This window comes from Mucilaginibacter sp. PAMB04274, assembly GCF_039634385.2.
Lineage (GTDB): Bacteria > Bacteroidota > Bacteroidia > Sphingobacteriales > Sphingobacteriaceae > Mucilaginibacter.
This window is the reverse complement of the sequence record NZ_CP155081.2, coordinates 1,055,061-1,081,722: the sequence shown is the minus strand read 5'-3', so window position 1 is coordinate 1,081,722 and position 26,662 is coordinate 1,055,061. Positions and strand designations below refer to the sequence as shown.

The 26,662-nt window shown below is 42.9% G+C and carries 24 protein-coding genes; 12 read left to right on the top strand and 12 right to left on the bottom strand.

What is annotated here, in order from left to right; all coding sequences use genetic code 11:
* Positions 1-41: 41 nt before the first annotated feature.
* Positions 42-803: a DUF72 domain-containing protein gene (locus tag ABDD95_RS04400; protein ID WP_345950691.1), complete on the bottom strand. Its 762-nt coding sequence runs from the start codon at positions 801-803 to the stop codon at positions 42-44.
* 369 nt (positions 804-1,172) lie between these two features.
* Between ABDD95_RS04400 and ABDD95_RS04395 the strand changes: the two genes are divergently transcribed.
* Together ABDD95_RS04395 and ABDD95_RS04390 are read left to right on the top strand one after the other, a co-directional pair.
* A complete protein-coding gene (locus tag ABDD95_RS04395) occupies positions 1,173-5,486 on the top strand; it encodes a two-component regulator propeller domain-containing protein (protein ID WP_345950690.1) in 4,314 nt (1,437 codons plus the stop codon).
* Between the two features lie 59 nt (positions 5,487-5,545).
* Positions 5,546-7,927: a TonB-dependent receptor gene (locus ABDD95_RS04390; protein WP_345950689.1), complete on the top strand. Its 2,382-nt coding sequence runs from the start codon at positions 5,546-5,548 to the stop codon at positions 7,925-7,927.
* Positions 7,928-7,932: 5 nt separating this feature from the next.
* On the opposite strand, the gene ABDD95_RS04385 is transcribed toward ABDD95_RS04390, so the two are convergent.
* From ABDD95_RS04385 to ABDD95_RS04365, 5 genes are all read right to left on the bottom strand, one after another.
* Positions 7,933-8,967: an arabinan endo-1,5-alpha-L-arabinosidase gene (locus ABDD95_RS04385; RefSeq protein ID WP_345950688.1), complete on the bottom strand. Its 1,035-nt coding sequence runs from the start codon at positions 8,965-8,967 to the stop codon at positions 7,933-7,935.
* 10 nt (positions 8,968-8,977) lie between these two features.
* The gene (locus tag ABDD95_RS04380) at positions 8,978-10,555 is read right to left on the bottom strand and encodes a glycoside hydrolase 43 family protein (protein ID WP_345950687.1); all 1,578 of its coding nucleotides are present in this window, start codon (positions 10,553-10,555) and stop codon (positions 8,978-8,980) included.
* Positions 10,556-10,691: 136 nt separating this feature from the next.
* Positions 10,692-11,129 (bottom strand): hypothetical protein, encoded by a 438-nt coding sequence (locus tag ABDD95_RS04375; RefSeq protein ID WP_345950686.1) that lies wholly within the window; start codon positions 11,127-11,129, stop codon positions 10,692-10,694.
* Positions 11,130-11,140: 11 nt separating this feature from the next.
* Positions 11,141-12,001, bottom strand: a complete 861-nt coding sequence (locus ABDD95_RS04370) for a transporter (RefSeq protein ID WP_345950685.1) — start codon at positions 11,999-12,001, stop codon at positions 11,141-11,143.
* 21 nt (positions 12,002-12,022) lie between these two features.
* Positions 12,023-12,694 (bottom strand): DUF6766 family protein, encoded by a 672-nt coding sequence (locus ABDD95_RS04365; protein ID WP_345950684.1) that lies wholly within the window; start codon positions 12,692-12,694, stop codon positions 12,023-12,025.
* A 229-nt stretch (positions 12,695-12,923) separates the two neighbouring features.
* Between ABDD95_RS04365 and ABDD95_RS04360 the strand changes: the two genes are divergently transcribed.
* Genes ABDD95_RS04360 through ABDD95_RS04350 form a run of 3 tightly spaced genes read left to right on the top strand, consistent with a single transcriptional unit; the run spans position 12,924 to position 14,588 of the window.
* Positions 12,924-13,628 carry a YetF domain-containing protein gene (locus ABDD95_RS04360; protein ID WP_345950683.1) on the top strand — a complete coding sequence of 235 codons (705 nt, stop codon included), beginning with the start codon at positions 12,924-12,926 and terminating at the stop codon, positions 13,626-13,628.
* Positions 13,629-13,636: 8 nt separating this feature from the next.
* On the top strand, positions 13,637-14,326 hold the full coding sequence (locus ABDD95_RS04355; protein WP_345950682.1) for a YetF domain-containing protein: 690 nt from the start codon (positions 13,637-13,639) through the stop codon (positions 14,324-14,326).
* Between the two features lie 31 nt (positions 14,327-14,357).
* The gene (locus ABDD95_RS04350; RefSeq protein WP_345950681.1) at positions 14,358-14,588 is read left to right on the top strand and encodes a hypothetical protein; all 231 of its coding nucleotides are present in this window, start codon (positions 14,358-14,360) and stop codon (positions 14,586-14,588) included.
* A 77-nt stretch (positions 14,589-14,665) separates the two neighbouring features.
* Here the strand turns inward: ABDD95_RS04350 and ABDD95_RS04345 are convergent, their stop codons facing one another.
* The 3 genes from ABDD95_RS04345 to ABDD95_RS04335 form a co-directional block, all read right to left on the bottom strand.
* Positions 14,666-14,902: a hypothetical protein gene (locus ABDD95_RS04345; protein WP_345950680.1), complete on the bottom strand. Its 237-nt coding sequence runs from the start codon at positions 14,900-14,902 to the stop codon at positions 14,666-14,668.
* Positions 14,903-14,963: 61 nt separating this feature from the next.
* Entirely contained in the window at positions 14,964-16,118 is a 1,155-nt protein-coding gene (locus tag ABDD95_RS04340; RefSeq protein WP_345950679.1) for a hypothetical protein, read from the bottom strand.
* Between the two features lie 15 nt (positions 16,119-16,133).
* Positions 16,134-16,379 (bottom strand): hypothetical protein, encoded by a 246-nt coding sequence (locus ABDD95_RS04335; protein WP_345950678.1) that lies wholly within the window; start codon positions 16,377-16,379, stop codon positions 16,134-16,136.
* Positions 16,380-16,759: 380 nt separating this feature from the next.
* Here ABDD95_RS04335 and ABDD95_RS04330 point away from each other — a divergent pair, with 380 nt between their 5' ends.
* Genes ABDD95_RS04330 through ABDD95_RS04320 form a run of 3 tightly spaced genes read left to right on the top strand, consistent with a single transcriptional unit; the run spans position 16,760 to position 17,625 of the window.
* Complete coding sequence (locus tag ABDD95_RS04330) at positions 16,760-17,083, top strand: SPW repeat protein (protein ID WP_345950677.1); 324 nt, start codon at positions 16,760-16,762, stop codon at positions 17,081-17,083.
* Between the two features lie 27 nt (positions 17,084-17,110).
* Complete coding sequence (locus ABDD95_RS04325) at positions 17,111-17,452, top strand: hypothetical protein (RefSeq protein ID WP_345950676.1); 342 nt, start codon at positions 17,111-17,113, stop codon at positions 17,450-17,452.
* Between the two features lie 23 nt (positions 17,453-17,475).
* Complete coding sequence (locus ABDD95_RS04320; protein WP_345950675.1) at positions 17,476-17,625, top strand: 2Fe-2S iron-sulfur cluster-binding protein; 150 nt, start codon at positions 17,476-17,478, stop codon at positions 17,623-17,625.
* Positions 17,626-17,762: 137 nt separating this feature from the next.
* Here ABDD95_RS04320 and ABDD95_RS04315 read toward each other — a convergent pair whose 3' ends face one another.
* Positions 17,763-18,629, bottom strand: coding sequence for a cyanophycinase (locus ABDD95_RS04315; RefSeq protein WP_345950674.1), 867 nt, complete (start codon positions 18,627-18,629; stop codon positions 17,763-17,765).
* A 277-nt stretch (positions 18,630-18,906) separates the two neighbouring features.
* On the opposite strand from ABDD95_RS04315, the gene ABDD95_RS04310 reads away from it, so the two are divergent.
* The 4 genes from ABDD95_RS04310 (at position 18,907) to ABDD95_RS04295 (ending at position 24,306) form a co-directional block, all read left to right on the top strand.
* Positions 18,907-20,055: a glycosyltransferase family 1 protein gene (locus ABDD95_RS04310; RefSeq protein ID WP_345950673.1), complete on the top strand. Its 1,149-nt coding sequence runs from the start codon at positions 18,907-18,909 to the stop codon at positions 20,053-20,055.
* A 111-nt stretch (positions 20,056-20,166) separates the two neighbouring features.
* Complete coding sequence (locus tag ABDD95_RS04305) at positions 20,167-22,317, top strand: family 1 glycosylhydrolase (RefSeq protein WP_345950672.1); 2,151 nt, start codon at positions 20,167-20,169, stop codon at positions 22,315-22,317.
* A gap of 66 nt (positions 22,318-22,383) precedes the next feature.
* The gene (pncB, locus tag ABDD95_RS04300) at positions 22,384-23,568 is read left to right on the top strand and encodes a nicotinate phosphoribosyltransferase (RefSeq protein ID WP_345950671.1); all 1,185 of its coding nucleotides are present in this window, start codon (positions 22,384-22,386) and stop codon (positions 23,566-23,568) included.
* Positions 23,569-23,580: 12 nt separating this feature from the next.
* Positions 23,581-24,306 carry an FRG domain-containing protein gene (locus ABDD95_RS04295; RefSeq protein WP_345950670.1) on the top strand — a complete coding sequence of 242 codons (726 nt, stop codon included), beginning with the start codon at positions 23,581-23,583 and terminating at the stop codon, positions 24,304-24,306.
* 242 nt (positions 24,307-24,548) lie between these two features.
* On the opposite strand, the gene ABDD95_RS04290 is transcribed toward ABDD95_RS04295, so the two are convergent.
* Both ABDD95_RS04290 and ABDD95_RS04285 read right to left on the bottom strand, forming a co-directional pair.
* Positions 24,549-25,151, bottom strand: coding sequence for an LUD domain-containing protein (locus ABDD95_RS04290; protein ID WP_345950669.1), 603 nt, complete (start codon positions 25,149-25,151; stop codon positions 24,549-24,551).
* Positions 25,152-25,263: 112 nt separating this feature from the next.
* On the bottom strand, positions 25,264-26,643 hold the full coding sequence (locus ABDD95_RS04285; protein ID WP_345950668.1) for a lactate utilization protein B: 1,380 nt from the start codon (positions 26,641-26,643) through the stop codon (positions 25,264-25,266).
* Positions 26,644-26,662 lie beyond the last annotated feature (19 nt).

Genomic DNA, 26,662 nt, shown 5'->3' with positions numbered 1-26,662 from the left:
TTGCATGTTTATGCAAGGGCTTTTTTGATTATAGCAGTTTTTCAATACGCTTCTTTAACAAAGTCATTCAACGTTATCAGGTTCTGTACAGCAGCGCCCATGGTGTTGTTAAAGTAAGCATAAACGGCTTTGCCGTCCTCCAGCCATTCTTTTACGTAAGAGGCATACTCACTTAAAAAATCGTCGGTGTAACTGCCTCTATAACCACCCTCGGGGCCGTGAAAACGTAGATAAACAAAATCAGCCTCCCCTACCTGTAATGGCGCCGCCGATGCTGGCATATCATGCAACACTATACCAGCCTTGTACTGGTCTAACAGTTCAAAAACAGTATCATTATACCATGACTTGTTCCTGAACTCGACTGCTACGTGCCATAATTCACCAGGATCAGCCAACCTTATTTGCGATAAAATACCGGTAAGTGTTACTATACTAATGGTTACACTGGGCGGGAACTGGATAAGCAAACTGCCTTTCTTTTCGCCTGCATGATTAACAATATGCATAAAACGGTCAATGTTCTCCGGATCAAAGACCCTCCCTTTACAGTGCGTTACTTCCTGCCAAAGCTTAAAAGTAAATTTGAAATTATCGGGCACTTCGGTCGCCCATCGCTCAATAGTACGGGCCAGGGGCAATTTATAAAAGGTACTATTTACCTCTACACTATTAAACAGGGAGCCGTAATAGCATAACCTGCTCTTGCTTTTAAACTCCTCAGGAAAACATTCTTTATTGGGTACTGGCAACACCACGTTGCTGGTGCCTGCATAAAATGGAACGGAGTTGATAAAGCTCATGATTTTTCTATTACCTGTTAGTAACAAGTTTGCCGTAATGTTGTTCAAGGGTCTCCATACGGCTTATCTAATAGTGTGCTTATAGTTACCACATTTCCAATCTCATCAAGCGCCTTTCAAATTGAAGTTAGCGTAATTGATTAGAAGTAGTTTTGTAAAATTTTTATAACAAATTCATTAATGCTTAATTAGACTAATTGTGCATAACAAACATTTCTTCCACTTAGTCTATAATTTCTATAGGTTTGCTAAGCAGTAAGTTGCCGTTCAGATCTTATGGAACGCCTTGTGAGGCAAATCTGCTTTCAACCTAACCCCCGTCCTATAACTTTAAGGCGTTACTTTCGTATACCAATTTTTACCTTATAAATGAGCAAATTATACAATTTTGTATTATTACTTCTTGCTGTCTACTTTGCTCATCTAACCGGTGTATATGCCCAACAATCGCAAATAAGCTTAACTACATTTAATAGTTACAACGGCTTATCACAAAATACCATAAATTGCTGCTTTAAAGACCGTTATGGGTTCATGTGGTTTGGCACACAGGATGGCTTGAATAAATATGATGGTTATAACGTAACTGTATACAAGCACCACAGTGAGGATAAAAAAACATTGCCGGCTAATCACATCACTTCTTTGGGTGAAGATGCAGACGGAAATTTGTGGATAGGGACACGCTTAGGAGGACTTAGTAAGTATGACCGCTCACTCGACTCATTTGTTAATTATAAGTACGCTTCAGCCAACCCCTACTCGCTCAGCAATAATACCGTTAATTGCATATATAAAGACAAAAGCGCCAACTTATGGATAGGTACCGAAAACGGCCTTAATCTATTTAATAAAAAAGCAAATAATTTCGAGCATTTCCTGCCCAGTGCAAATGAATCGGCAACCATCAGTCATGCAAATGTGTATGCTGTTTTTGAAGGGGCTGATAAACAGCTTTGGGTTGGCACCGCCAACGGTTTAAACCTGCTTAACAAGCGCACACATCGCTTTGAGCGAATTTTAGATACAGGCGCCAATCGGCAATCGGGTCACCAATTAATTTATGTTATAGCCGAAGATGTTAAACATAATTTATGGATGGGTACTGGTGCAGGCCTAAAGGTGCTTAACCGACAAAAGAAAACGTTTACCTATTATGCAACAGAACCAGACCACAACTCTGTTGACGGCACCAATCCGGTATTTTGTATTGCTCAAGCCAATGGTAATCAATTTTGGTTGGGGACGAATACGACGTTGCAGCTGTTTGATGTAGACTCGAGAAGGTTATTACCCGTAAGTGATAGAACTGCTGACAACAACCTAATGCCCAATGATGCCGTTTATTCTCTTTTGCAGGATAATACAGGCACTTTATGGATAGGTACATCAAGCCAGGGCATACTTAAGTATGATAAACATCTGACTATATTTCCATTTTACAGATCTGCCCTGGGCAGCATTCCATCAGCCAAAAACATTATCCGGTCGGTAGCTGAAGATAAAGCAGGGAATCTATACCTGGCGACTGATGCAGGACTGGAGTATTTTGACTTTACCAAAAAGAACTCCTTATTATATCAGCACAAAAGTAATTCTAGTAACAGCCTTTCTAGTAATTATACCACCGATGTATTAGTTACCCGTGATAACAAAGGCGTATGGATTGGTACATCGAGCAGTGGTCTTGATTATTTGGACCTTAAGTCGGGGAAATTTAAACACTATTCAACCGGCAACGGCCCGCAGCAGTTAAATTGCGGTTCCATTTGCATGCTAATGGAAGACAAAGAGGGCAATATATGGGTAGCTACCAATTACGGTGGCGTAAACGTGTTTAATACAAAAACTCAAACATTCATCAAAATTACCCATAACCCTAAAAACCCCAATAGTTTATGTGATAATGTGGTGCAAACACTATACGAAGATCATTTGGGTAACATCTGGATCGGCGGTTATTCTAATGGGATAAGTATTTATAATCGGGGCTCAAAATCATTTTCGCACCTTAATACGCGCAACAGCAACCTAAACAGCGATGTAATCAGCGATTTTTATGAGGACCCGAAGGGCAATATGTGGGTAGCTACAATGGAAGGCGGCTTAAATTGCTACAATGCTCGGACTAAAAGATTCACAGCTCTAACAGAAGAGCGGGGGTTGATTGATAACACCGTCAATTCAGTTTTAGGAGATATGCATGGTTTTTTATGGCTAAGCACAAACCAGGGCATTACCCGTTTTGATCCTGTTAAAAATACGCTTAAAAGCTTTGGTCTCTATAACGGCCTAAACAGTTTAGAATTTAATATTGGTTCGGGCATTACCATGCGCAATGGCAATTTGGTTATGGGTAGCATCAACGGCTTTACCATTATTAACCCCAACACCATCCCCTTTAATGCCAACAAGCCAATTGTTGTGCTATCAGGCTTTGATCTCTTTAACAAGCCGGTTAAAATCGGTGATAAGAAATCACCTTTAAAGCGTTCCATAATATCGTCTAATCAGGTAGAGCTCAATTACAGGCAATCAGTTTTTAGTATTCATTTTGCTGCACTTAATTACACCGTTCCTGAAAAAAACCAGTATGCCTATATGCTCGAAGGTTTCGATAAAGAATGGCGGCAGGCAGGCAGTTTACGACGGGCTACCTATACTAATTTGGACCCTGGCACCTACACTTTTAGAGTTAAAGCAGCTAATAACGATGGTGTTTGGAACAATACTCCCACAACACTTACCATCATCATTAAACCGCCGTATTGGAAAACGTGGTGGTTCCGCACTTTAGCTATAATGTTTGTTATTGGTTTAAGTTATGCCTTGTACCGGCAACGGGTAAGCTTTCTGCATCAGCAAAGGGTTCAGTTAAAGAAACAGGTAAGACAACGTACGCGGGAGATCAGGAAACAGTCGGAAGAGTTGAAGATGTTGAACAATGATCTGCAGTCGCAGGCTGAAGAGTTACAGGTGCAGTCTGAGGAACTACAGGCCCAGTCTGAAGAACTACAATCGCAAGCGGAAGAGCTGTTGTCTAAAACCAACACCCTCGAAGCGCTTAATGACCAGCTGAAAGCACAAAAAGATCAGGAAGAAAGAGCAAGGGTAATGGCCGAACAGGCCAAATTGGAGGCAGATAAAGCTAATAAAGCAAAGAGTACATTCCTGGCTACTATGAGCCATGAAATCCGGACACCCATGAACGGTGTTTTAGGAATGGCCTCTCTGTTATCAGAAACAGAACTGGATACAGAGCAGCGTGAATACACAGAGGCTATACTGAATAGCGGCGAAGCCTTGTTGAATGTCATTAATGATGTGCTCGACTTCTCAAAAATTGAATCGGGTAATATGGAACTCGACCCGCACGATTTTGAGCTACGCAAATGCGTTGAGGATGTTTTAGATTTATTTAGCTCCAAGATTGCCGAAACCGGTATAGACCTATTATATCATATAGCAGATGATATACCGCAGCATATCTATACGGATAGCTTCAGGTTACGCCAGGTGCTCATAAATTTAGTGGGTAATGCCGTAAAGTTTACGCACAAGGGTGAGGTGTATGTTGACATATTTAAAGAAAAGACCAGCGGAGATTGCATTACCCTGCGCTTCGACGTACGTGACACTGGGATTGGCATACCAGAGCATCAACTTAAAAACCTTTTTCAAGCCTTTAACCAGATCGATTCTTCCGTTACGCGTAGATATGGCGGCTCGGGCTTAGGCTTGGCTATATGCGAGCGGCTGGTAAAACTTTTAAGCGGCACCATACAGGTAAAAAGCAAAGCAGGTGAGGGTAGTGCGTTTACGTTTACTTTAGCTTGTAAAGAAGGCGTTAAGCCTCATAGCAATGCTGCTGATACCGATACGGCACTTTGTGCGGGCAAAAAGGTTGTTATTGTTGATGATAACGCCACCAATTTGCGTATTTTACAAACGCAGTTGCATAAGCGCAAAATGATGGTAAATGCAGTATCATCGGGCAAAGATGCTTTAGATCTGCTACGCAGCAAACCTGACATTGATCTAATCATAACCGACATGCAAATGCCTGATATGGATGGCATTAGCCTGAGCAAACATATCAGGGACATTAATCAAAGTACACCTATTATCTTGCTCAGTTCAACCGGCGACCACAGAAGCAATGCACCAAAAGACTTATTTTCCTCTATCTTAACAAAGCCTGTAAAGCAGCAACATTTATTTGAGGTTGTTGAGTCGGCATTGAAACATAACCCTGATGTTCATGATGGCAAAAAAAAGAACATCCTGTCGGAACACTTTGCAGCCACCTATCCTTTCAGTATACTGGTTGCCGAAGACAATTTAATGAACCAAAAACTCATCTTGAGAGTACTGCACAAGCTTGGTTACGAGCCAGACCTGGCTAATGATGGCAGGGAGGTACTTGAAAAAGTGCGTGAAAATACGTATGATATTATATTAATGGACGTTCAAATGCCACACCTGGATGGTTTGGAAGCTACACGACAAATAAGGCAGTTGTATGGAAGCAAACCTGCAATTTTAGCTATGACTGCCAATGCGCTAAGCGAAGATAAAGATAGCTGTTTTATAGCCGGTATGGATGGCTACCTTTCTAAGCCAATTAATTTGGAACTGTTAGTAAGTGAGTTAAAAGAAATGTATCTCAAAATTCAGTCCTGACAGCTTCAACCCAATTTTCACTACTAAAATCAATCTTATTAGCAATCTCTACTTATTTCATGAAGCCTTTACTAACTGCAATTGCGGTAATACTTTTAAATTCTTTTGTCCATGCCCAAGATCACAAAGGTTTAATATCAGGTAAAATCACCGATGCTCAAAACCAACCGTTATCCTATGTTGTCTTATCGCTAAAAGGCACACCTTATGAGACTACCACCAACGAAAAGGGCAACTATCTCTTAAAAATCCCTACGAGTAGATACACCGTTTTAGCCAAGCTCATGGGTTATTTACCAGTGGAGCGGAATATAAATGTGACTGACGGCAAGTCTATCAATATACCTTTTACCCTACTGCGCGATAGCAGCCTGTTAAAGGAGGTTATTGTATCAGGTGTAAAAGTAAAAAGTGCTACTGCCACACGCATGGTTACACAAATACAGGATATACCACAAGCTATAACAGTAATTGGGCAAAAAACCATTAACCAGCAAGCAGCTTTTGATTTACCTACCATTACCCGCAATATAAGCGGACTAAATTTTACCGGCAGCTATGCTGGTACCGGCTCCTCGCAGTTCTTTAATGCCCGTGGCTTTGATTTAAACGATGCGCAGAATTACAGGCTTAACGGGTCAATGATATGGAACTGGGGTAATAACTATGCCGATAATATTGAGCAGGTGGAGTTTTTAAAGGGGCCCACGTCAATCCTCTTTGGTGATGTTGCCCCCGGTGGTGTGCTAAACTTTGTAACCAAAAAACCACTGGCTACCTTCATGGCCAATTTAAATTTCAAAACAGGCTCCTGGGGGCTTTTAAGGCCAGCTTTAGACATAACCGGTCCACTCAATAGCGCACGCTCACTTCGCTTCCGTTTAAATACATCTTTTGAACGCAGCGACAGTTTCAGGGACTTTGTATCATCTGAACGCGCATTTATTGCACCTGCCCTGGCATGGGATATTACGCCCAAGCTGTCTGTAAACGTAGAAGCTGTATTCAAAAAATCTAAGTCTACAGATGATGCTGGACTAGTGTCTCCTGATGGCACCATTGAAGGTTTAAAGAAGCTAAGCTCGTCACTTTACCTGGGGGAACCATCGCGTAAATATTTATATAATGATCAAAGTTATTTAACTACCATTAGTTACGAACTGGGTAAAACATGGCGCTTAAAGGCTACCGGCTTTTACGGCCACAGCACAAACCGCCCGTTCGGTATGTGGTTTGACCAGCCCGATGAAAACGGAGATTTTCAGCGCCGGGAATATGATTTCTATCAAAAAGCCAACAACGGCACAATATCTGCCGATGTAAACGGCACTTTTTATACCGGAACACTAAAGCATAACTTATTAGTGGGTTTTGAATATCAATCTACTCATTACCGTTACACGTACGCCGGCGCATTAATCCCTTTTGATATAAACAATATTTACGCACCTGTTTACGGCGTAACGCCAAGCCCCGAGCCTGCAACATTTCCTTACCGCCCCTACGAGTCAATAATAGCGCGGTCAGGTATCTATTTGCAGGATCAGGTAATGTTTTTCAATGAAAAGCTGCATCTCCTTTTAGGGTTGCGCGCCGGAAAAACACGGCAAGGCAACCACTATTACCAGGATGAACTGCCCGGAACGGTGTATGAGGGTTATACTGATAATATTATCTCCAAAAACGTATTAACGCCACGTGTGGGTTTAGTTTATAAGCCGCAAACCTGGATCTCGTATTACGGTTCTTATTCCAAGGGCTTTGAGATAAACTCACCTGATATTTTTGCGACAAACTTTGAACAATATGCCACACCACCTGCTACCAGCAGTACCCAGGTCGAATTCGGCACCAAAGCAAACCTGCTTAACAACAGTCTGGGAGTAACGCTCAGTATTTACGAAATAAACAAGCATAACCCATACGGCTATGTATACCTTGATGCGGTTAATCCTAATTACGATGAATATAACGTTTACTACCAGGGCCATCATCGCAGCTGCGGAGTAGAACTGGATATGGATGGTAAACTGTCTCCGGCATTGTCAATAACGGCCGGCGCGGCCTATACGCAAACCCGGGTAATTGAAGACCCAGGCTATCCTACCGGAAACAGGCTGCCCAATGCACCTAAGTACACTGCTAACGGTTGGTTAAATTATGAGCCTGTGAAGTTGCTTAAGGGATTCAACTTTGGCGCCGGCGTGTTCTATAAAGACAGCTTCTTTTCCAGTTTAACCAATGATGCTAATTTAAAGATACCAGCCAGTTATACCGTCGATGTTGCAGCGGGCTACAAATTTAAACAGATTAGTGCCCAGTTAAATGTAATGAATTTAACCAACCAGGTAAGCTATCTTAATCCGTGGCAGTTTAACCTGTTTGATGTAAGGCCCCTCAGGCAGTTTGTGGTTACTTTAAATTACCGGATATCTAAATAAAGCGCCTAATTAACAATTGGTATTTTAGCCTCGGGCCAGCCATTGAGCCAGGTTATCTTACTAATGAGGAGCTTTGACCGACCTTTATCGGCAGCATCATAACCATGATAAACCAAGTAATCGGCGCCGTCAAATTTGCAGACGGCGTTGTGCCCTACGCCGTACCAATTCTGGTCCCCTTCAAGCAACAGGGTGCCGCCACCCTTGTCCATCCGCTCTCCGCTCTTGTCTAAATAAGGGCCGGCTAACTTTTTAGACCGGCCTACAATCATCTTATAAGTACTTTTAGGACCTTTACAGCAATAATCGGCCGAGGCAAAAAGGTAAAAGTACTTACCTTTCTTAAATATAAACGGCGCTTCTATGGCGTTACCACCTGCATCTTTAGGGTTGTCATCAATGGCTGCTGGATTATTGCCTTGCTTAATCCTTATCCTTGAAGCAATGGTTGGCAGGTTATCTGTATTTTGCGCTAATGATAACCGGTTCTTAGTTAGTTTTACCATTTTTAAACCGGCCCAAAAGGATCCGAAAGCCAGGTAGGCGGCACCTTTTTTGTCAATGGCTAAATTCGGGTCTATCGCATTCCAATTGGTTTTTCCGGGTATAGATTGTATAACCTTTCCGTGATCGATCCATTGGTATTCAACGTTTGACGTATTCAAGGTTTTATTAGTGGCTACTCCAATACAAGAAGTATTCTTGCCAAAAGCCGAAACCGAATAGTAAAGGTAGTACAAGCCATTATAAAATGATATGTCGGGCGCCCATATATGCCCTTTAAAGGAGGGTACAGCTTCGATTGCCCATGCAGGCGGCTTGTCAAACACCGGCTTTTCGGCTCTCCAGTGCACCATATCTATCGACGACCAGTGCGCTATGCCCTGCCCTGTACAAAATAAGTGATAAACCGAATCCTGCTTTATCATCACCGGATCATGAACAGATATGCCGGTTTTTATATCCTGCCCAAGCCCTTTGGTAATCATCATTACCATTACGGCTAATAGCAATAAGGCACTCCGAAGTGGGTATTTCATATTCAATGTGTCAGGGATTTACTTTAAAGAAATCGAAATCTGCATAGCCTGCTGATCGCACCAAACTTGGGGATAAACATACAACACCAACCTTAGCGCCAATCCAGGTACCTTTTTCGGCCTGGTAAGTTTGCCCGATACTTTCATAGGCTTTGCCATCCAGGCTATAAGCATATTGATATTTAGCATCATCGTTCACTGTAACTTTAAACCATACGGTTCGCTTGTTAACAGGAAGTGCAACCAATTTTACAGGCATCAAAAACTTACGATTTTCACGCTTACCACTATAAATAACCAAGCTATTGCCAGTGGCCAGCTTTTCGATACAGAGCAAAGTATAAGCGTTGCCGGTTATTGTAAGGCCCGCCCTATCTCCTACCATTTGCGGGTTAAACTGCAGTTTGGTAGTAACGCTAAATGAAGGAGCCATAAACTTTTGCAACAATATACCAGGCGTATAAAACAAACTGCCGCTATCTGTAGGATTAGCAACAGCGCTTAAGCGCATAAAGCCTCTACGCACGGTCAAGCTATACCAATTACTTTGCGGCGCTGCCTGCCATTGCCATTGTAGGCCCATCTTTGGTAATGAAAACTCATCAGATTCCTGCATATTTACCTGCACATGAGCATCGCCAACATCGGGCTTTTTGTGTACTAAGACAGGTTCGCCGGTTCCATCGCCATCCGCATCACTGCCTATAACGGGCCAGCCATCTTTCCATATTGCTGGCTGCAGATGCACTATGCGACCGTATGCATCTTTATCCTGAAAATGAATAAACCACCACTGTCCGGTTTGCGTTTGTACCAGCCCACCCTGATGTGGCCCATTCACTATTGTATTTCCTTGCTGCAAAACAACCTTATCGTCATAAGGCCCGTAAATATTCTTTGAGCGAAAAACAGATTGCCAGCCCGTGGCTACACCGCCTGCCGGCGCCGAAAAATAGTAGTAGCCATTACGTTTATCCATAAACTTAAACCCTTCCAATACCGGTTGCTTTTTATCATTGCGATAAATTATCTGGCCATTGTCAAGCAGATGCTTACCATCAGCCGACATTTTATGCAGAACGGCCGGACCTGCCCCTACCACACCATGTAACAAATAAGCCTGCCCATCATCATCCCAAAACGGACAAGGATCTTCCCAATTACCTACCTGCTGTACCAGTTGCATGGTCCACTTACCGGCAGGGTTTGTGGCTGTAGCCATAAATAAGCCATCTTCGGGTGTGCAGAAATAAACGTAATATAAGCCATTATGATAACGAATGGATGGAGCCCATGAGCCTTGCCCTGGCTGCATTTTATTATATCGCTGCAACGGCAGGCGATTATAAACATGGTTAATGATGTGCCAGTTTACCAAGTCTTTAGAATGCAAAACCGGCACACCGGGCTGGCAATTAAAACTGGATGCCACCATGTAATAATCATTGTGCACCCTTATTACATCCGGGTCGGAGTAGTCGGCATAGATGATCGGATTTTTATAAGTTCCATCACCCTTATCGGCTTTCCATACCTGGGCAGCAGCGCTTGTACAAAGGCATACAAAAACGAAGATGATTTTATACATGGTTGCTTATAGGTAAGCCAATTGCTCCGGAAAGCACTTACAATTGGTTACCTAAGTAAACAACAAATACTCAAATTTACAAATTACGTGGCAGGTATAAACAGTTAATAAATTATGTACATTAACCAGCTACTGTTCATTTTTCCAGCTTTTTTAAAACCACCGCGGCCGATAAGCCAAACACAATATGGGCTAACACAAGCTGTTTATAATAGGTTTTCAGGTTAACGCCGGGCGGGTTAGGGTGCGCCTTAAATGTGGCATGCCATATGAATGCACCTGCTAATCCACTTAAAGCACCATAAGCTAATCCGTTTACCAAGGTTGGCTTTGCTTTTGCCTTTTCCAGATAGGCGGCATAAACGCCTGCAAAGCCAACACCTACACTGTAATGCCCAATCCAACCCGCTATTTGTGCTTGCCGCTTATTTAACGGTGTAATACGATTTAATAACTCGCCCAATATCTTAGCCTCGTTATAGGTATTGCCATCTGCCTTAGACACCGCCTCACTAAAAAGTGTCATTAGCGTAGTACTTACAAGGTTGGCCGTTAAAACGTCTTTTATTTTCATAACAATAAGTGCTAATACCTGAATGCCAGCCCCACAAAGTAATCCTTATGTGCCGATTTTTGAATACCGTAGTTTAGACCTGCATCTACCTTAAAGTCGGGGGTTATTTCTAATTCCAGAGCAGTGTTAATAAAGTTGTTCATTTTATGCTCTTTAAAGTTGTAGGTATAAAACGTCTCTCCGAATACCTCCAGCTTTTTAAAAAGTACATGGCTTATCACGAACGATTGCAGTAGCTCGGCATGGCGGGCCTGCTCGTCCTCGTCATTCATGTAGTCGCCCTCTACCTGTAGTCCAATCTTCCAATCGTGAGGTAGTTTTATCAGCATAGGCACCAGCAAACCTTCTTCATATTTTTGCTGGTCTGAATAACGGTTAGTAGGAAATTTAACGTAAGGCATAAGCGCCATGCTGAACGTACCTTCATAATTGTTAAATAAACATTGCTTTAGGCGCACCGTTATGTTGCCGAAACCCGACATTGTTTCTTTATCACCGCCTATTAGTTCTGTGTTTGTTTCCTTACCATAACTTTGTACAATCACCTGCAAGGCTGTGTTCTTCAGTAGGCCAAATTTTAAATTAGCCTGGTTTACCAACCAGCGGCGTTGCTTACTCTCTTCCGTAGTTTCGCGTGTAAGCTTAACCAAATCGGTTTCATACTGGAAATGGCCCGCATCAACAGTATGGGGCGTTTCGGTTACGTTCGGTCTGTCAGTTTCCATTTCTTCCCGCTCTAATTGCTTAGGCATGGGTTTAAAAATAGAATATGACTTACGGGTAGTATCAAGTGCTTGCGCGTTAGCTGTACTTACAAAGCTTGCACAGCACAAGCTAAGTACTAAGAATGGAAAAAAGTACGTTTGATTCATAGTTTATACAATAGTTATTGGTTATTTACCTGTTTTCATATGTGGTGCATCAACCGGTTTCGACTCTGACGACCCCTTCTGACGCAGGTAAATGGTTAGGAATACGATAGAAACAATAGATAAAAATTCACTTTGCCAGTTTTGGAAAGTCTCAAACCAAAAGGTAGGCTCTGTCAAAAACTTGGCTAAACTGTCCTGCGGTTTATGCATTAGCAATTGGTGATCGTTGTGGTCAACCCAACTGCCGTACAAATGCAGCGCCCAACTTATCAGGAACAGTATCAGAAAGCATAGTGATAAAGAGTTGCTATAGAGCTTTAGAATAAATCCGCCCTTTTTGACCGGTCCGGGCGCATCGGGCGCTGGTTGTGGCTCCTTATCTACATCTTCCTCCTCATCCAAGCTTTTAGATTCGGCCGAGCCTATCTGCCTTAGGCTAACAGTCAATAGCACATACATCCCCATCTGCAAAAATTCACTCTGGAAATTTTCGAACGTGGCCGACAGGAAATGGCCGGTTCCTAAGTAAGAAACGAACCCGATTTCTTGTCCGCCTATATCTTTCATTTCCTGATTGTTCTCCTTCCAGCCTGTTAAGGCCTGCGCCCCTAAGGTGACAATAAACAGCGCCATAAAAAATAAGGTTAAGCCGTTGCGGTATAGGAACGAGTGTTTGGTTTTATTAGTTGGCATAGGTATGTTAATTGGTAATTGACTTGAATTATAAGTCAACTTTTAATCGTCTCAAATTGTTTCATTCCTTAGGGTTGTATTCAACACCATTCCTGAATTAATAAGAAACTTAATAGTTTAATTATTAAGAAACCATAACAAATCACTGTTGTTAATCTTACACGTCTCTTATCGATCCTTTTTCATACTTACTGCAATTTAAATAGCCCGTTACGAGAATAAGTGTTATATGAAAAAAGAGGAAATACATCTGGCAGACATTCAGCGTATCCTTTTTGGGCAGGCACCTCCTGAGTTTTTGCTGGAAGTATTTATCCGTACGCTGGTTATATACATTGTACTGTTGTTTATTGTACGGTGGCTGGGTAAGCGCATGAGCGGACAACTGACCATTATGGAAATGTCGGTAATGCTCACATTGGGTGCCATTGTATCGGTACCGATGCAAATGCCCGACCGTGGTATAATACAGGGCGTGGTATTGCTATTGTGTGCTGTGGGCTTTCAACGAGGTATTAGCCTGCTGGGTTTCAGGAACGGGAGAATAGAAGATATACTACAAGGTAAAAGCAGCTTGCTGGTTAAAGATGGCGTTATGCAAATTGACCAGATGGCGAAAGACAGGGTATCAAAACAGCAGCTATTTTCTGAACTCAGGCAGCAGGAAATATTTAACCTGGGCATTGTTGATCGAATTTACCTGGAAGCGTGTGGCCTGTTCAGCATTATTAAATCAGATGGACCACGGCCAGGCTTACCTGTGTTACCACCAGACGATCAGGATATTTTAAAAAGTACAAACCAGGCTACAACAGCAACACCACAACAGGTTATGCTATTAGCCTGTGTAAACTGCGGCTACGTTAAGCCAAAAGACTCAGCTGCTCCATGTGAAGATTGCGGGCATGATGAATGGGTTAATGCTGTAAACTGACATTTAAAATGAACTCTCAAGATTTTAAATTAACAGACTGGACCCGCATACTGGTAGGCGATGTGCCGGCAGGATTTTATATTGAGCTGGTTATTAGGGCCGCTTTTTTCTATTTGTTGTTGATGGTGTGCATGCGCCTGCTGGGCAAGCGTATGTCATCACAGCTTGGGCGAGTTGAACTAGCTGCTATGGTTACACTTGCTGCAGGCATTGGTGTACCACTGCAAGCACCCGACCGCGGATTGCTGCCAGCGCTCGTGATAGGCATTGTGGTGGTATATATTGGCCGTTGGGTGGCGGGTAAGGCGTTTAATAATCAGGAATTTGAGCAGTTTACAAATGGTAATATCGACGTTGTGGTTAAGGATTCGGTGATGGATTTAAAGACTATGAAAAAAGTGCGGTTAACCCGCGAACGTTTGGTAGCTCAGCTGCGCTCATCCGGAATTAAACATTTAGGTAAGGTAAAAAGACTTTATATTGAAGCTAATGGTGCCTTTACGCTAATACAGGAGGCCAATGCTAAGCCTGGCCTATCTATCATACCCAGATGGGATGAAGACTTTAACAAGCTTTTTAAAAAGCATGATGAGATACTGGTTTGCCAAACCTGTGGTTTAACACAAAACAAGCCTTTTGATGAAAAAGCTGAATGCCCAAATTGCCACGACTGTAAATGGACTAACGCGGTTGAATAACATTAATAAAAGTTTAAATAAGTAATATTACATGAAGCATAAATTAAACATTGATATTAACGGCGCAATTAAGGCCATTACTATAGAGCCCAGTATTTACCAGGGCAAGCACTTATATGAAATAGGTATTGACGGCAAATACGCAGTTTTTTACGAACAAGACGGAGAGTGGAAACAAGATGCCGACGAAAAGCTGGACGACGATGTACTGCCGCAAATTGTTGATGCAATTGACCAATTAAACAGAAAGCTACAAGCGTAACGAACAATAAGCCTCCCAAAAAAAGGACCAGAGCGAATGTGCTCTAGTCCTTTACGTTATATGGATCTACTTCCCAACTACTCTTCCGGGTTCTCTTCAGAAGACAGGTACGTATTAGGTGGCGTGCCGGCCTGTTGCTCCGGATAAGCATCGCGCCCGCCTTTAGGCACCGATGCTTTTATCTTATCTAACTGGTCTTCATTGCGTGCACCGTCTCTAATTTCCTGCCCGCTTTGATGGGCGTCCTGCAAACCTTCCTTTTCATTATAAGGGTTGGCACCTTGCTCGTTTAATTGATCGTTTTCTTGTTCCACAATTCCTCTCCTTTCATTTAAATAAAAAGGCGGTAATATACCGCCTTTTTAACCTATCAAATTAGTACCGCATAAAGGCTGCTATAATGCTTTCTTTAGGCATTTGTTCTCTCTCTAATAAATATACCGAGCCACCATTGGCATACGTTTTCGCAGCGGCCTGGTTTATCAAACACTCATCGCCATCTTGCTTTTCGGCATGAATTTCCAGTTGGTTATCGACCTCATTAAACCTTCCCCAAATATGCTCGCCTTTACATATAAACAGGTCAGACACCTGCGCATAAAAACTTGCGGGAATAACCTTATCGGGCATTGACGAAGTAAGCGGTGTTGCGATCTGGTTATAGTAGTTCTCGAGCCGTTTTTTTGTTTCCTGTTCAAAATAGGGCTCCAAAATTTCGCGCACCTTAGTAAACAGTACATGCGGACTTTCGTGCTCCTGGCTGCCGGTTATAGCCTCATTGGCTATATTGTTATATTTGCTTACCCCTTTATATATAGGTATCAGGTATTCTACACCAGCAAGTACCAAAGGTACATGTTTATCATGCAGCACTTCAGTAAACAGCGTTTTATCCACTTCCTGAAAGTAAATGCCTAGATTAGCCTTATCATCAAGCTGCCCCTCGCCGTGGCCGTGGAAGCTTGCACTGCCTGTGCCTCCTTTACCGCCTTGCCTAAATAATTGTTGATCTTCTTTTTCTTCAAAGTGCACTACATCATCCATGCCGTTTGGCAGGCCTTCTACTTCTAAACGCTGCAAGCCAAAGGCGTTACCCTGAAAAAAGATAGCGTCGCTTTTACTCAGCACCAGTAAATAAAACTCCTCATTATTAGTTATGGCCGGCAAAAGCGGACTAATATAAAACGAGTTGTTCAGATAGGATTCTTCGTTTACTGCAAATGGCAATTGTATAACCTTAAAAAAGTCATCGGCCATAAACACCGCCAACCCATCGAGCTGGCTGTTCCAGAAAATTTCGTTGTTATACAACTCAAAGCCCGGTTTTAACAGTTGCTCAATAGTTTGTGAATTAAGCCCTTTCTTTTGCAAATCGGCATTCACTGCCTGCAATGCATTCTTTAAAACAATAGCATCTTGTTTTTCATTCACCTCAACACCTGCCCGGTGTGTGGGTATATAAATGGAGATGCAATTATTACCATGATAATTTATCAGCTCTTTGAACTCTTCTTTTGATATTAATTCCATCTGTTTTTGATATGGTTATCCGTTGTTACTGTTATTGTTTTCTCCTAAATCCTCACCTTTGTGCAGGTTTCGGTTTACATGCCTTACATGTACTCCGTTAGCCAGTTCATCGGTATGGTCATTAGTGTATTTAGCTGCTATTTCGTTCTCGGTTTCCGGATCAATTGCTGCAAATGCGTCTTTTAATCCATGTGTCTCTCTACCACTTCCGGATGGTTTACCTTTTGGTGGAACGTATCCGCCGTTCTTATCTTTTCCCATAAGTTGTGTGTTAATATTGCTGAAAACTATTTATATAATAGTTAATACAACAATAACTTTAAGAAACAACAAAGGGTTTTAAAAATTAGCAGAAAACAGAATTCTTACCTGTGAGGTGCTATAGCTGGCGGCAAAACCCCAATAATCAGATTTTCAAAACAAAACCTATTAACCTTTGATTAACATTTGAATACATCAACAATCTTTATGGTACGCACCCTTGCTCTGCTGTAAATGATTTCGTCATCACGCCTTCTACAATCTTTTGGCGATGAAATATACTAGCCGGACTAATAAGGCGATTGACATCGCAAATAGTAAACTAAAAGAAAGGTAGTATGAGAGTAATTTCAACAAAAGTGCACGGTATAACAGATTATATGAGCGGAATACTCTTTGTTGCCTCGCCATGGTTATTTAAATATAATAACGGCACGGCAGCCCAATGGGTGATCATAATCATGGGATGTTTGCTGCTATTAATGGCCATATTCACTAACTATGAGGCTGGCGTTGTTAAGCAGATTTCAATTCCTACGCACTTAACACTGGATGTATATACAGGCGCTTTCCTGATCATAACGCCTTGGCTGTTCGGATTCTCTGACAGCACGCGATGGCCATACCTGGCATTCGGTTTATTTGAAGTTTTTGCAGGACGTCTGACTAAGAAATTTCAAGATGCCCGCACATCCTTCTCGTGAAATGCACTTTAAATTAAAGCATAGCTCATGATAAAGACAGATATCTGCATAATTGGCGCCGGTCCTGTTGGCTTATTTGCGGTTTTTGAAGCTGGATTGCTTAAAATGCGTTGCCATCTTATAGATGCACTCCCTCAAGTCGGCGGCCGGTTGGCAGAGATCTATCCACATAAGCCGATTTATGACATACCCGGATACCCGGTTATTAAAGCACAGGAGTTAGTAGAAAAGCTTATTGAGCAAATTGATTCGTTCCATCCCGGTTTTACATTGGGCGAACGGGTTGAATCATTGCGTTGTGAAGAGTACGGCTCTTCTGTGGTTACCACTAATGAGGGTACAGCTATTACTTGCAAAGTGGTGGCCTAAATACAAATAGCCTGGATAATCTTATGGAAATCATTAAAGCTTCGGGGTATGATATTCTGGCCACCTGCGGCGGTAAGGGCCTATGCGCCACGTGCCATGTACAGGTTGTACAGGTACTAAACTTGTTACCGCTCCCTAATCCAAACGAAATGCAAACGCTTGACATTTTATAAGATGCCGAGCCCGACAGTCGCCTGGCTTGCCAGTTAAAAAACATTTCAAATACCTGAGGAAGCCATATTTAAAATAAAGCAAGATGATTATTAGGGCGGCGTAACAACGCTTTATTACACCGCCCTATATCTCCAAATTACTTATGTGGGGGGTTAAGCTCAGGGATAATAAATTTCTCGCCTTTAGATAGGATATCAACATTAAGCCCGCGTATGGTTAAAGGCTCGTCATCGCCATGATTATGAATGTTTGTACCATGGCTTTCGTAACCATTTATAACAATAAGAACGCCGCAGCCAACTACTTCGGCCTCCTTGCCATTCCTTACAATCATAGCGGTATCTTCTTCAATACCTACACCAATAGAGGTTGGATTAGTAGCAATAACCTGCGACATACGTACAAAGCGCCCACGGTTTACAAAGTGGGTATCAATACATACGTCACGCAAAAACTCCAGCCCGGTTGTAATTTTCACATTGCCGGCAATCATTTCATCCCGGCCAACGCCTTGGTATATCATCGGGGTGGACATAGCCATGGCGCCGGCGCTTGTACCCGCAATGATCAACCTATCGTGTATGTACCGCTGTTTTAACAATAATAGTACATCAGTACCACCATATACAGCCGTTAATTTCAACTGATCACCACCGGCAATAAAAACGCCGTGTGCGGCAGTAAGCCTTTCTTCAAGCTCATCTAACTTAACATCTGCCCTGTTATCATGATGTATGTGATTTATCTGGTAAACACCCAAATCCTTGAAAGAACGTTCATAGTTCTTAAATGACTCTTCCGGTTCAGAAGATGATGCCGAAGTTATTACCTCAACAATAGCATGCTCAGCTTCAAGCAAGTTTACAAAGCAAGATAATACTTCCATGCCTATACTATACCGGCTGTCGTTTTTCTCGGCTTCCTGATTATCTTCTTTGGCTTCGGCTCCACCTATTATAAGTAATGTACCATTTGGCACCGGACAGGTGTTATTTTCTTCCATAACTATCAAAAACTAATTATTGTTATTAAATATTATTTAGGATGTAGCTATTTCTCGACATTAACTAACATTATTTACTTCAGATTAGTTTAATTTTTATACAATTAGGATACAAATTGCGTATTGACACGTGCATGCCGGACTACGTATAAACACCTGTTTATCAAATTTTTTTACGTGTTTATTTGCGTAAATTGATATTCCTTTAAGTTTTAAGTAAACATGGGCATACCAATTGCTATTAAAAATGTAAAGTTATAATACCCTTTATCTATCTATGAAAAACATAATAAATACATTACCAACTAACCTGCTATGCTTTTCACATTTGCGCTGGGACTTTGTGTACCAGCGTCCACAACATTTGCTGAGCCGTTTTGCTGCCTACTTTAAAGTTTACTTTTTAGAAGAGCCGCTTTTTGAGGACTGCTCCGAGGCCAGCCTTTCTTTTTCACCACGCGAGGGCAACATTTTTGTAGGCGTACCTCACCTGCCGCACGGCCTTTCTGAACAGGAAGTGACCAGCACCGTGGGCAGCCTGCTTAATCAGTTTTTACAGGACAAGGACTTAGAAGACTTTGCCTTCTGGTACTACTCACCCATGGCCATGTCTTTCTCCGAAAAACATACGCCTAAGGTGACCATATACGATTGCATGGACGAGCTCTCTGCCTTTAAGAATGCTCCTAAAGCGCTTAAAGACATGGAAAAGAAGCTCATGAAGTATGCTGATGTAGTCTTTACCGGTGGTCACTCACTGTACGAGGCTAAAAAAAATCAGCATGCCAACATCTACCCCTTCCCTTCCAGCATTGAAAAGGAACACTTTGCCAAGGCCCGCAAAGCCAAAGCAGAGCCGCAAGATCAGGCAGGGATTAAAGGTCCCAAGCTTGGCTTTTACGGGGTGATCGATGAGCGCTTTGACATTGAACTCATTCGCGGTATTGCTGATGCCAGACCCGATTGGCAGATCATGCTGATAGGCCCGGTTGTAAAGATCGACCCGGCTACTTTGCCCAAGAATGCTAATATCCATTATCTGGGACAAAAGACCTACAAGGAACTGCCAGCTTACCTGTCGGGCTGGGATGTAGCCCTGATTCCTTTTGCGCTAAATGAGTCCACCCGCTTTATCAGTCCAACTAAAACGCCTGAGTACCTGGCAGCAGGCATACCGGTGGTATCCACCCCTATCAAAGATGTGGTGAACCCTTATGGCACCAAAAACCTGGTGCACATCGGCGTAACGGCTCAGGAGTTTGTGCTGGCTATTGATCAGGAACTGGCCGTTGCTGACAGAAAACAATGGCTCAAAAAAGTCGATACTTTCCTTGCCCTTAACTCCTGGGATATGACGCATCAGCAAATGCAAAAACACATTCTAAATGTTGCCCGTAGTAAGAACAACATTTCTGTAGCCAGTTAAAAGATTACATTTTAACAAAAACGCTTACAAGTACGCTTGTAAATAAACTAATTCGCTACATAGCTGTAGTTGTTATAGCTATGTAGCTATTGTTTAACTTAGTTCTTATATATGAAAATTTGGGGTGGTATCGAGTGTACGATCAACCGTGTCAGTGATAGTTATATTGATCAACTGACCTATTCGGGGCACTACAACAGACCTGAAGACATTAAACTATTTGCCGAACTGGGCGTTGAAAAATTAAGATACCCAGTATTATGGGAAAAACACCAGCCAGATAGTAATATAAAAATCGACTGGACAGACACTAAAAATAAGCTAAACCTACTAAAAGAGCATAACATAGATCCTATTGCAGGATTAGTACACCACGGCAGCGGCCCCGCTTACGTAAATATGCTCGAAGACTCCTTTGTATACGGACTTGCAGAATATGCTGGAAAAGTTGCCGAAGAATTTCCTTGGATAAATTATTACACACCTGTAAACGAACCATTAACAACCGCGCGCTTTTGCGGGCTATATGGTATATGGCATCCGCACGGAACCGGCGACAAAAGCTTTCTAAAAATTCTTATTAATGAATGCAAAGCTACTACCTTGGCAATGCGGGCTATACGTAAGGTAAATCCGAACGCCAAACTGGTGCAAACCGAAGATTTGGGTAAGATACATAGCACACCACTGCTTAAATACCAAGCCGACTTTGAGAACCACCGCCGGTGGTTAAGTTTTGATTTGTTGTGTGGAAAGGTTACACCGTCGCACGCACTGTACAGGTATATTATTGATAGCGGCATAAATGCTGAAGAATTAACATTCTTTACTGAGAACCCTTGCACACCGGATATTTTTGGATTCAACTATTACCTTACATCAGAGCGTTATCTGGATGAAAATATAGATCGTTTTCCGGAACATACGCACGGCAGCAACGGCCGCCACACCTATGCCGACGTAGAAGTACTGCGCGTTGGCAATGCACAGGCTTCCGGAATTTATGCGCTGCTTAGAGAGGCTTGGGAGCGGTATCATCAGCCAATGGCCATAACCGAGGTACACCTGCACTGTACACGTGAAGAACAATTGCGCTGGATTAAAACGATTTGGGATGCAGCAGTAAAACTCGAAAATGAAAAAGTAGATGTTAGGGGCATAACTGCTTGGGCCCTTTTAGGTTCATTCGGCTGGAACAGGCTGCTTACCCAGCCCAACGGCGATTATGAACCTGGCGTTTTTGATGTGCTATCGGGCTATCCACGCGCTACCGCATTAACGCAGATGCTTCAATGTCTTTCAAAAGGTGAAGATTTCAATCATCCGGTAATGAATGGCAAGGGATGGTGGGAAAGAGAAATAAGGGTGCTATATAACCATTCGGCTCATCAGCTTATCAAAAGCACCGAACCGGTCGCTTCACCATTATTAATCGTAGGCAAATCAAACTCACTGGCTTATGCATTCGCACGGGTATGTAAGCTAAGAAACATCAGGTTTAAAATGCTCAGTAAAACAGAGCTTGATATCACTAACCGCGACCAAATTGAACGGGTTATAAAGGACGTTAAGCCATGGGCTATTATTAACACGGCCGACTTTTTGCAGATCGACCATGCCGAAATTGCGTGTAACAGCTGCTATGAGTTAAATACTCAGGGTGCCGAAAACTTATCTTATTTTACCGGGAAGTACGGCATTAAATTAGTCAACTTTTCAACCGATTTAGTTTTCGATGGCGAAAAGAACGAACACTATCTGGAAAATGACCTGGTTAAACCACTTAACATTTACGGCCAAAGCAAAGCCCTGGCAGAGGAGTGTGTATTAAAAAATGATCCGTCGGCTTTAGTTGTACGCACCGGCGCTTTGTTTAGTGCATGGGATTCAAACAATTATGTAATCAGTGTACTCAACAATTTAAAGAGCCGTACATCCATTATGGCTGAGCATGATGTTTTTGTTTCGCCAACTTATGTGCCCGATCTGGTAAATGCCGCACTTAACTTATTAATTGACGGCGAATACGGCATTTGGCATCTGGCCAATCACGGCAGCGAAAGCTGGGCTAATTTTGCTACTGAACTGGCTCAACGGGCTGGTTACAGTGCTCATTTAATAACCCCGGTACCCCTGCACTCAATGGATTACCGGGCGGTAAGACCGAAGTACAGCGCACTAAAAAGCCAGCGCGGAATGCTTCTGCCATCGTTAGATAAAGCCTTAAACAGCTTTTTTGACGAATTGCGCTTAACAGCATAAATCTTAATTATTAACCCATTCTGCAACACTCTTGCAGAATGGGTTTTCTTTTAAATGTAAACCTTTATGCCTACACACCCAATGGTTTCATTACCATCACTTTTAGATAACGATTTCTACAAGTTCACAATGCAACAGGGTGTTATTCGATTATTTCCGTACGCCAAGGCTCGTTACCAGTTCATTAACCGCGGCAAGCACAGCTTTCCGCCGGGGTTTGCACAAGCCCTGCGTGAGGCTGTAAATGATATGGCCCACCTACAGCTCACCCGCGAAGAAAAAAACTTTCTACGTGTTAGCTGCCCTTACCTCGATCCGCTTTATCTGGATTTTTTGGAAGGCTACCGTTACAATCCCGAAGAGGTACAGATAGAGCAGCATGACAACGAGCTTCAGGTATACATTGAAGGTTTATGGTACCGCACCATCTTATGGGAAGTGCCCATTATGTCGCTCATATGCGAGTTGTATTACAAGCTCAATCATACCGAACGGATCAGCAATGAAGAGGTTACAGAGCGCACTAAGGAAAAGATTGATAGGTATACTGCTCTGGGTGTTAACGTGGCCGAATTTGGCACCAGGCGCAGGCACTCCTACCAAGTGCAACGCATGGTTGTACAAGCATTGAGGCAGTACGGAACAGACAGCTTTGTGGGCACCAGCAACGTACACATGGCCATGCTTCATCAAACCAAGCCTATCGGTACGCATGCACACGAATGGTTTATGTTCCATGCGGCCCGTTATGGTTTTAAAATGGCTAATGCCCTGGGGCTTGAGCATTGGGTACAGGTATACCGGGGCGATTTAGGTATTGCTTTATCAGACACGTATACGACCGGCGTATTCTTTAAGCAATTTGATAAAATGTTCTCTAAGCTTTTTGATGGCGTACGACATGACAGCGGCGACCCTTTGCAATTTGCAGATCAGGTAATTGCACATTATAACAGTTTAGGCATCGATCCTTTAACCAAAACTATCATCTTTTCAGATGCTTTAAATTATGATAAGGTAGCGCGTATTGCCGGACACTGCCGCAACCGCGTGGGCATATCATTTGGTATTGGTACAAACTTTACTAATGATGTTGGGCCACAGGCAATGAACATTGTGATAAAAATGACCGAGGCTTGTCCGCATAATGGCGAATGGACAGAGGTGGTAAAACTTTCAGACGAATATGGCAAATACACCGGCAGCGAGCACATGATTGGTTTGGCAAAAACAATATTAGGCATTGTGTAATCTGGCATAATTATGAGGGAAGTAGAGGTTGATAACATTGAAGATTATCTGAAGCTAATTAAGTTAAGCAAGGAAGAAAATATAAGCGATGGTAACTTTGAAGATTTTTTATTCAGGGGACAAACGGCCGACTATCCGCTCATTCCCAAAATTTGCCGGTTAAAAGCTAAAGGCGAACTGCTACAGGTAGAACAGCTACTTTTGCATGAATTTAAACGAACCAATCCATTACTTATTGAAGGGCATAGCCCAATGGATGACTGGGATTATTTAACCTTGGGGCAGCACTTTGGTTTACCAACCCGCTTGCTCGATTGGTCTAACAATGCACTAACAGCCCTTTGGTTTGCTACAGGTGAAAGCTACGGCGACGAAGAAAACAGTACCTATTCAGTAGTGTGGATACTAATGGCCCACCAGAAAGACTTTGATTTGAACATAGAAAAAGTAAGCCCTTTTGATGTGAAGCAAACGAAGATTTTCAGGCCGCGCATTATCAAACAACGGATCAACAATCAATCCGGCGTGTTCAGTGTTCCTTCATCGGAAGAATTGTTACATAAACGCTATATGAATGAGAGTGACAGTTATGCCGATAAGCTTATTAAAGTTAAGATTCCGGCCGACAAGCTGGTTGATATCAGAACAGACCTTAATACCGTAGGTGTAAACGCATTTACCATTTTCCCTGAACTTGAAGGGCTGTGCACCTACCTGCAATGGCGGTACTTCGAATAGATTAAATTAACCTAGGCTATCTGGTTGAGCCTCTTCCGCTGCCTGTCAGCATCATATAATTAAACGCAAAATCATATCCGCAAGGTAAACTTAAATGGGTGTTTGATAAGTATCACCTTAACGTATTACGAGGCGCTCTTTTAAGGCAGGAAAGCAGGTAACTTGAAGCCCATACTAAAGAAACGTTGCCTGTAATACCGTAAATAAACCAATCTATCCGCGGTATACAGGCAACGCTTGTATTAATTTTGTTGATCCAGCACAAATACGGTCATGGAGCGTGGTCCGTGAGCGCCAAGCACCAGTGATTGCTCAATGTCGGCGGTTTTAGAAGGGCCTGCTATAAATGCACCCCATCCGTACTGAGTATCTGCTATACGCATATAAGCACGGTGCATGGTATCTACCATATTGTCGGCCGTTATTACCGCGGCTAAGTGCTGACAAATAAAAGGTACTGCCCGGTGGCCCAACAATTCTTCGGTTACCCAAACAGAACCGTTTTCAGCAACACCAAAATGCGCTTTGATAACTGCCAGTTCTACGTCGGCCAGTTGGTGGGCGGCAGGGTTTATTTCATAAGCAGAAGTCGCTACTTCATCAAGCTCCGGAACTAAACTTAGTACCCGCACATGTTGGGAGTCATACTTTTCTTTAACAATAGTCTTAATTTCGTCCCAATTGCTCACACGGTGAACAGCGCCCCCAATGGCGGTAAGCACCATTTCGTACTGTGCCAGCACATCATCGTAACCAATATGCTTAAAGCGTTCAATATCCGGAATAGGCATTGTCTCAGGCTTATTACTTGCTACCGCTGCTAAAATTGTATCTCTGCTGCTCATAGGTTAATGAGTGAGTTATTGATTGAGTGTTTGATGATCTAATTCAAATCGTTGCATCAATTCTATTATCCTTACTCCTGTTGTATATTTTAATTATACTGATCTTTGTTTCTTACTTCTTGCTTCTGTTTTTACCGTACCACTCGCCAAATGATTCTTTTGGAGATTCGGGCATATCACGTTGTTTATACCACGGGTTAAGCTTGTTGTTTACCGCAAATGGTGCATACTTAATAGTAGCTCTGCCCATTTTACCGGCTGCATGGTATAAAGTTGGGGACGCCAGCGTAGCTGCCATAACCTGCATGGCTATCTTTTTACCCGTTGGCGCATAACCTTCCTTCACCAGCACCTGCCGCCATTTATAAAGCTGATCGTGTATATCAATCTTAACCGGACATACGTTTGAGCACGAGCCGCAAAGCGTAGAAGCAAACGGCAAGTCGGCATACTTTTTCATATCCAGGTTTGGTGCCAGGATAGAACCTATAGGCCCTGCCACAGCGGTATGATAACTGTGCCCACCGCTTCTTCGATACACCGGACAAGTGTTCATGCAAGCACCGCAACGTATACATTTTAACGAGTTGCGGAAATCTTTCCGGCCCAGTTGCACACTACGGCCGTTATCTACCAGTACCAGGTGCATTTGCTGCCCTGCCCTTGGTTTACTAAAGTGGCTGCTGTAAGTGGTAATAGGCTGGCCGGTAGCACTACGGGTTAGTAATCTTAAAAACACACCCAAATGCTCCCGTTTAGGAATCAGTTTTTCGATACCCATACAAGCAATATGTACATCGGCCAGGTGGGCGCCCATATCGGCGTTACCCTCGTTGGTACACACTACAAACTCACCAGTTTCGGCCACGGCAAAGTTTACCCCGGTTAGGGCCACTTTACGGGTCAGGAAAGTTTCCCGCAGGCTTCCGCGTGCTGTTTCGGTCAGGAACTGCGGGTCTGACATATTAGATGGCGTACCCAAGTACATGTGAAAAAGGTCGCCTATTTCTTCTTTCTTTTTATGGATGCAGGGCAGTACGATGTGGCTGGGCGCTTCGCCAGCCAACTGCACAATCCGCTCACCCAGGTCGGAGTCGATCACCTCAATGCCATGCGTGGCCAGGTAATCGTTCAAATGGCACTCCTCGGTAAGCATGCTCTTGCTTTTAACCATTTGTGTTACCTTGTTCTCGGTAAGCAAACCATGCACAATCTGGTTATGCTCCTGAGCATCGGCAGCCCAATGCACAGTAATGCCATTGGCCTTGGCCGCAGCCTCAAATGCTGTAAGGTACGTATCGAGGTTACTTAGTACGTTAAACTTAATATTAGACGCGGCCTCACGCAAAGCTTCCCACTCGGGCAGCTGGTGCACGCTTTTATCGCGCTTGGCACGTATCCACCATAAGGTCTCATCATGCCAGTCAACACGCTCCTCGTCTTTATTGAATATATCGGCCAGTTCGGCGTGGTCTTTTGTTGTTGTAGTCATGGCTCTTTTGTTTTAAGCC

Bases quoted from the DNA above. Each gene is read 5' to 3' on its own strand.
- ABDD95_RS04400 (WP_345950691.1), bottom strand. From the start codon at position 803: ATGAGCTTTATCAACTCCGTTCCATTTTATGCAGGCACCAGCAACGTG.
- ABDD95_RS04395 (WP_345950690.1), top strand. From the start codon at position 1,173: ATGAGCAAATTATACAATTTTGTATTATTACTTCTTGCTGTCTACTTT.
- ABDD95_RS04390 (WP_345950689.1), top strand. From the start codon at position 5,546: ATGAAGCCTTTACTAACTGCAATTGCGGTAATACTTTTAAATTCTTTT.
- ABDD95_RS04385 (WP_345950688.1), bottom strand. From the start codon at position 8,967: ATGAAATACCCACTTCGGAGTGCCTTATTGCTATTAGCCGTAATGGTA.
- ABDD95_RS04380 (WP_345950687.1), bottom strand. From the start codon at position 10,555: ATGTATAAAATCATCTTCGTTTTTGTATGCCTTTGTACAAGCGCTGCT.
- ABDD95_RS04375 (WP_345950686.1), bottom strand. From the start codon at position 11,129: ATGAAAATAAAAGACGTTTTAACGGCCAACCTTGTAAGTACTACGCTA.
- ABDD95_RS04370 (WP_345950685.1), bottom strand. From the start codon at position 12,001: ATGAATCAAACGTACTTTTTTCCATTCTTAGTACTTAGCTTGTGCTGT.
- ABDD95_RS04365 (WP_345950684.1), bottom strand. From the start codon at position 12,694: ATGCCAACTAATAAAACCAAACACTCGTTCCTATACCGCAACGGCTTA.
- ABDD95_RS04360 (WP_345950683.1), top strand. From the start codon at position 12,924: ATGAAAAAAGAGGAAATACATCTGGCAGACATTCAGCGTATCCTTTTT.
- ABDD95_RS04355 (WP_345950682.1), top strand. From the start codon at position 13,637: ATGAACTCTCAAGATTTTAAATTAACAGACTGGACCCGCATACTGGTA.
- ABDD95_RS04350 (WP_345950681.1), top strand. From the start codon at position 14,358: ATGAAGCATAAATTAAACATTGATATTAACGGCGCAATTAAGGCCATT.
- ABDD95_RS04340 (WP_345950679.1), bottom strand. From the start codon at position 16,118: ATGGAATTAATATCAAAAGAAGAGTTCAAAGAGCTGATAAATTATCAT.
- ABDD95_RS04335 (WP_345950678.1), bottom strand. From the start codon at position 16,379: ATGGGAAAAGATAAGAACGGCGGATACGTTCCACCAAAAGGTAAACCA.
- ABDD95_RS04330 (WP_345950677.1), top strand. From the start codon at position 16,760: ATGAGCGGAATACTCTTTGTTGCCTCGCCATGGTTATTTAAATATAAT.
- ABDD95_RS04325 (WP_345950676.1), top strand. From the start codon at position 17,111: ATGATAAAGACAGATATCTGCATAATTGGCGCCGGTCCTGTTGGCTTA.
- ABDD95_RS04320 (WP_345950675.1), top strand. From the start codon at position 17,476: ATGGAAATCATTAAAGCTTCGGGGTATGATATTCTGGCCACCTGCGGC.
- ABDD95_RS04315 (WP_345950674.1), bottom strand. From the start codon at position 18,629: ATGGAAGAAAATAACACCTGTCCGGTGCCAAATGGTACATTACTTATA.
- ABDD95_RS04310 (WP_345950673.1), top strand. From the start codon at position 18,907: ATGAAAAACATAATAAATACATTACCAACTAACCTGCTATGCTTTTCA.
- ABDD95_RS04305 (WP_345950672.1), top strand. From the start codon at position 20,167: ATGAAAATTTGGGGTGGTATCGAGTGTACGATCAACCGTGTCAGTGAT.
- pncB (WP_345950671.1), top strand. From the start codon at position 22,384: ATGCCTACACACCCAATGGTTTCATTACCATCACTTTTAGATAACGAT.
- ABDD95_RS04295 (WP_345950670.1), top strand. From the start codon at position 23,581: ATGAGGGAAGTAGAGGTTGATAACATTGAAGATTATCTGAAGCTAATT.
- ABDD95_RS04290 (WP_345950669.1), bottom strand. From the start codon at position 25,151: ATGAGCAGCAGAGATACAATTTTAGCAGCGGTAGCAAGTAATAAGCCT.
- ABDD95_RS04285 (WP_345950668.1), bottom strand. From the start codon at position 26,643: ATGACTACAACAACAAAAGACCACGCCGAACTGGCCGATATATTCAAT.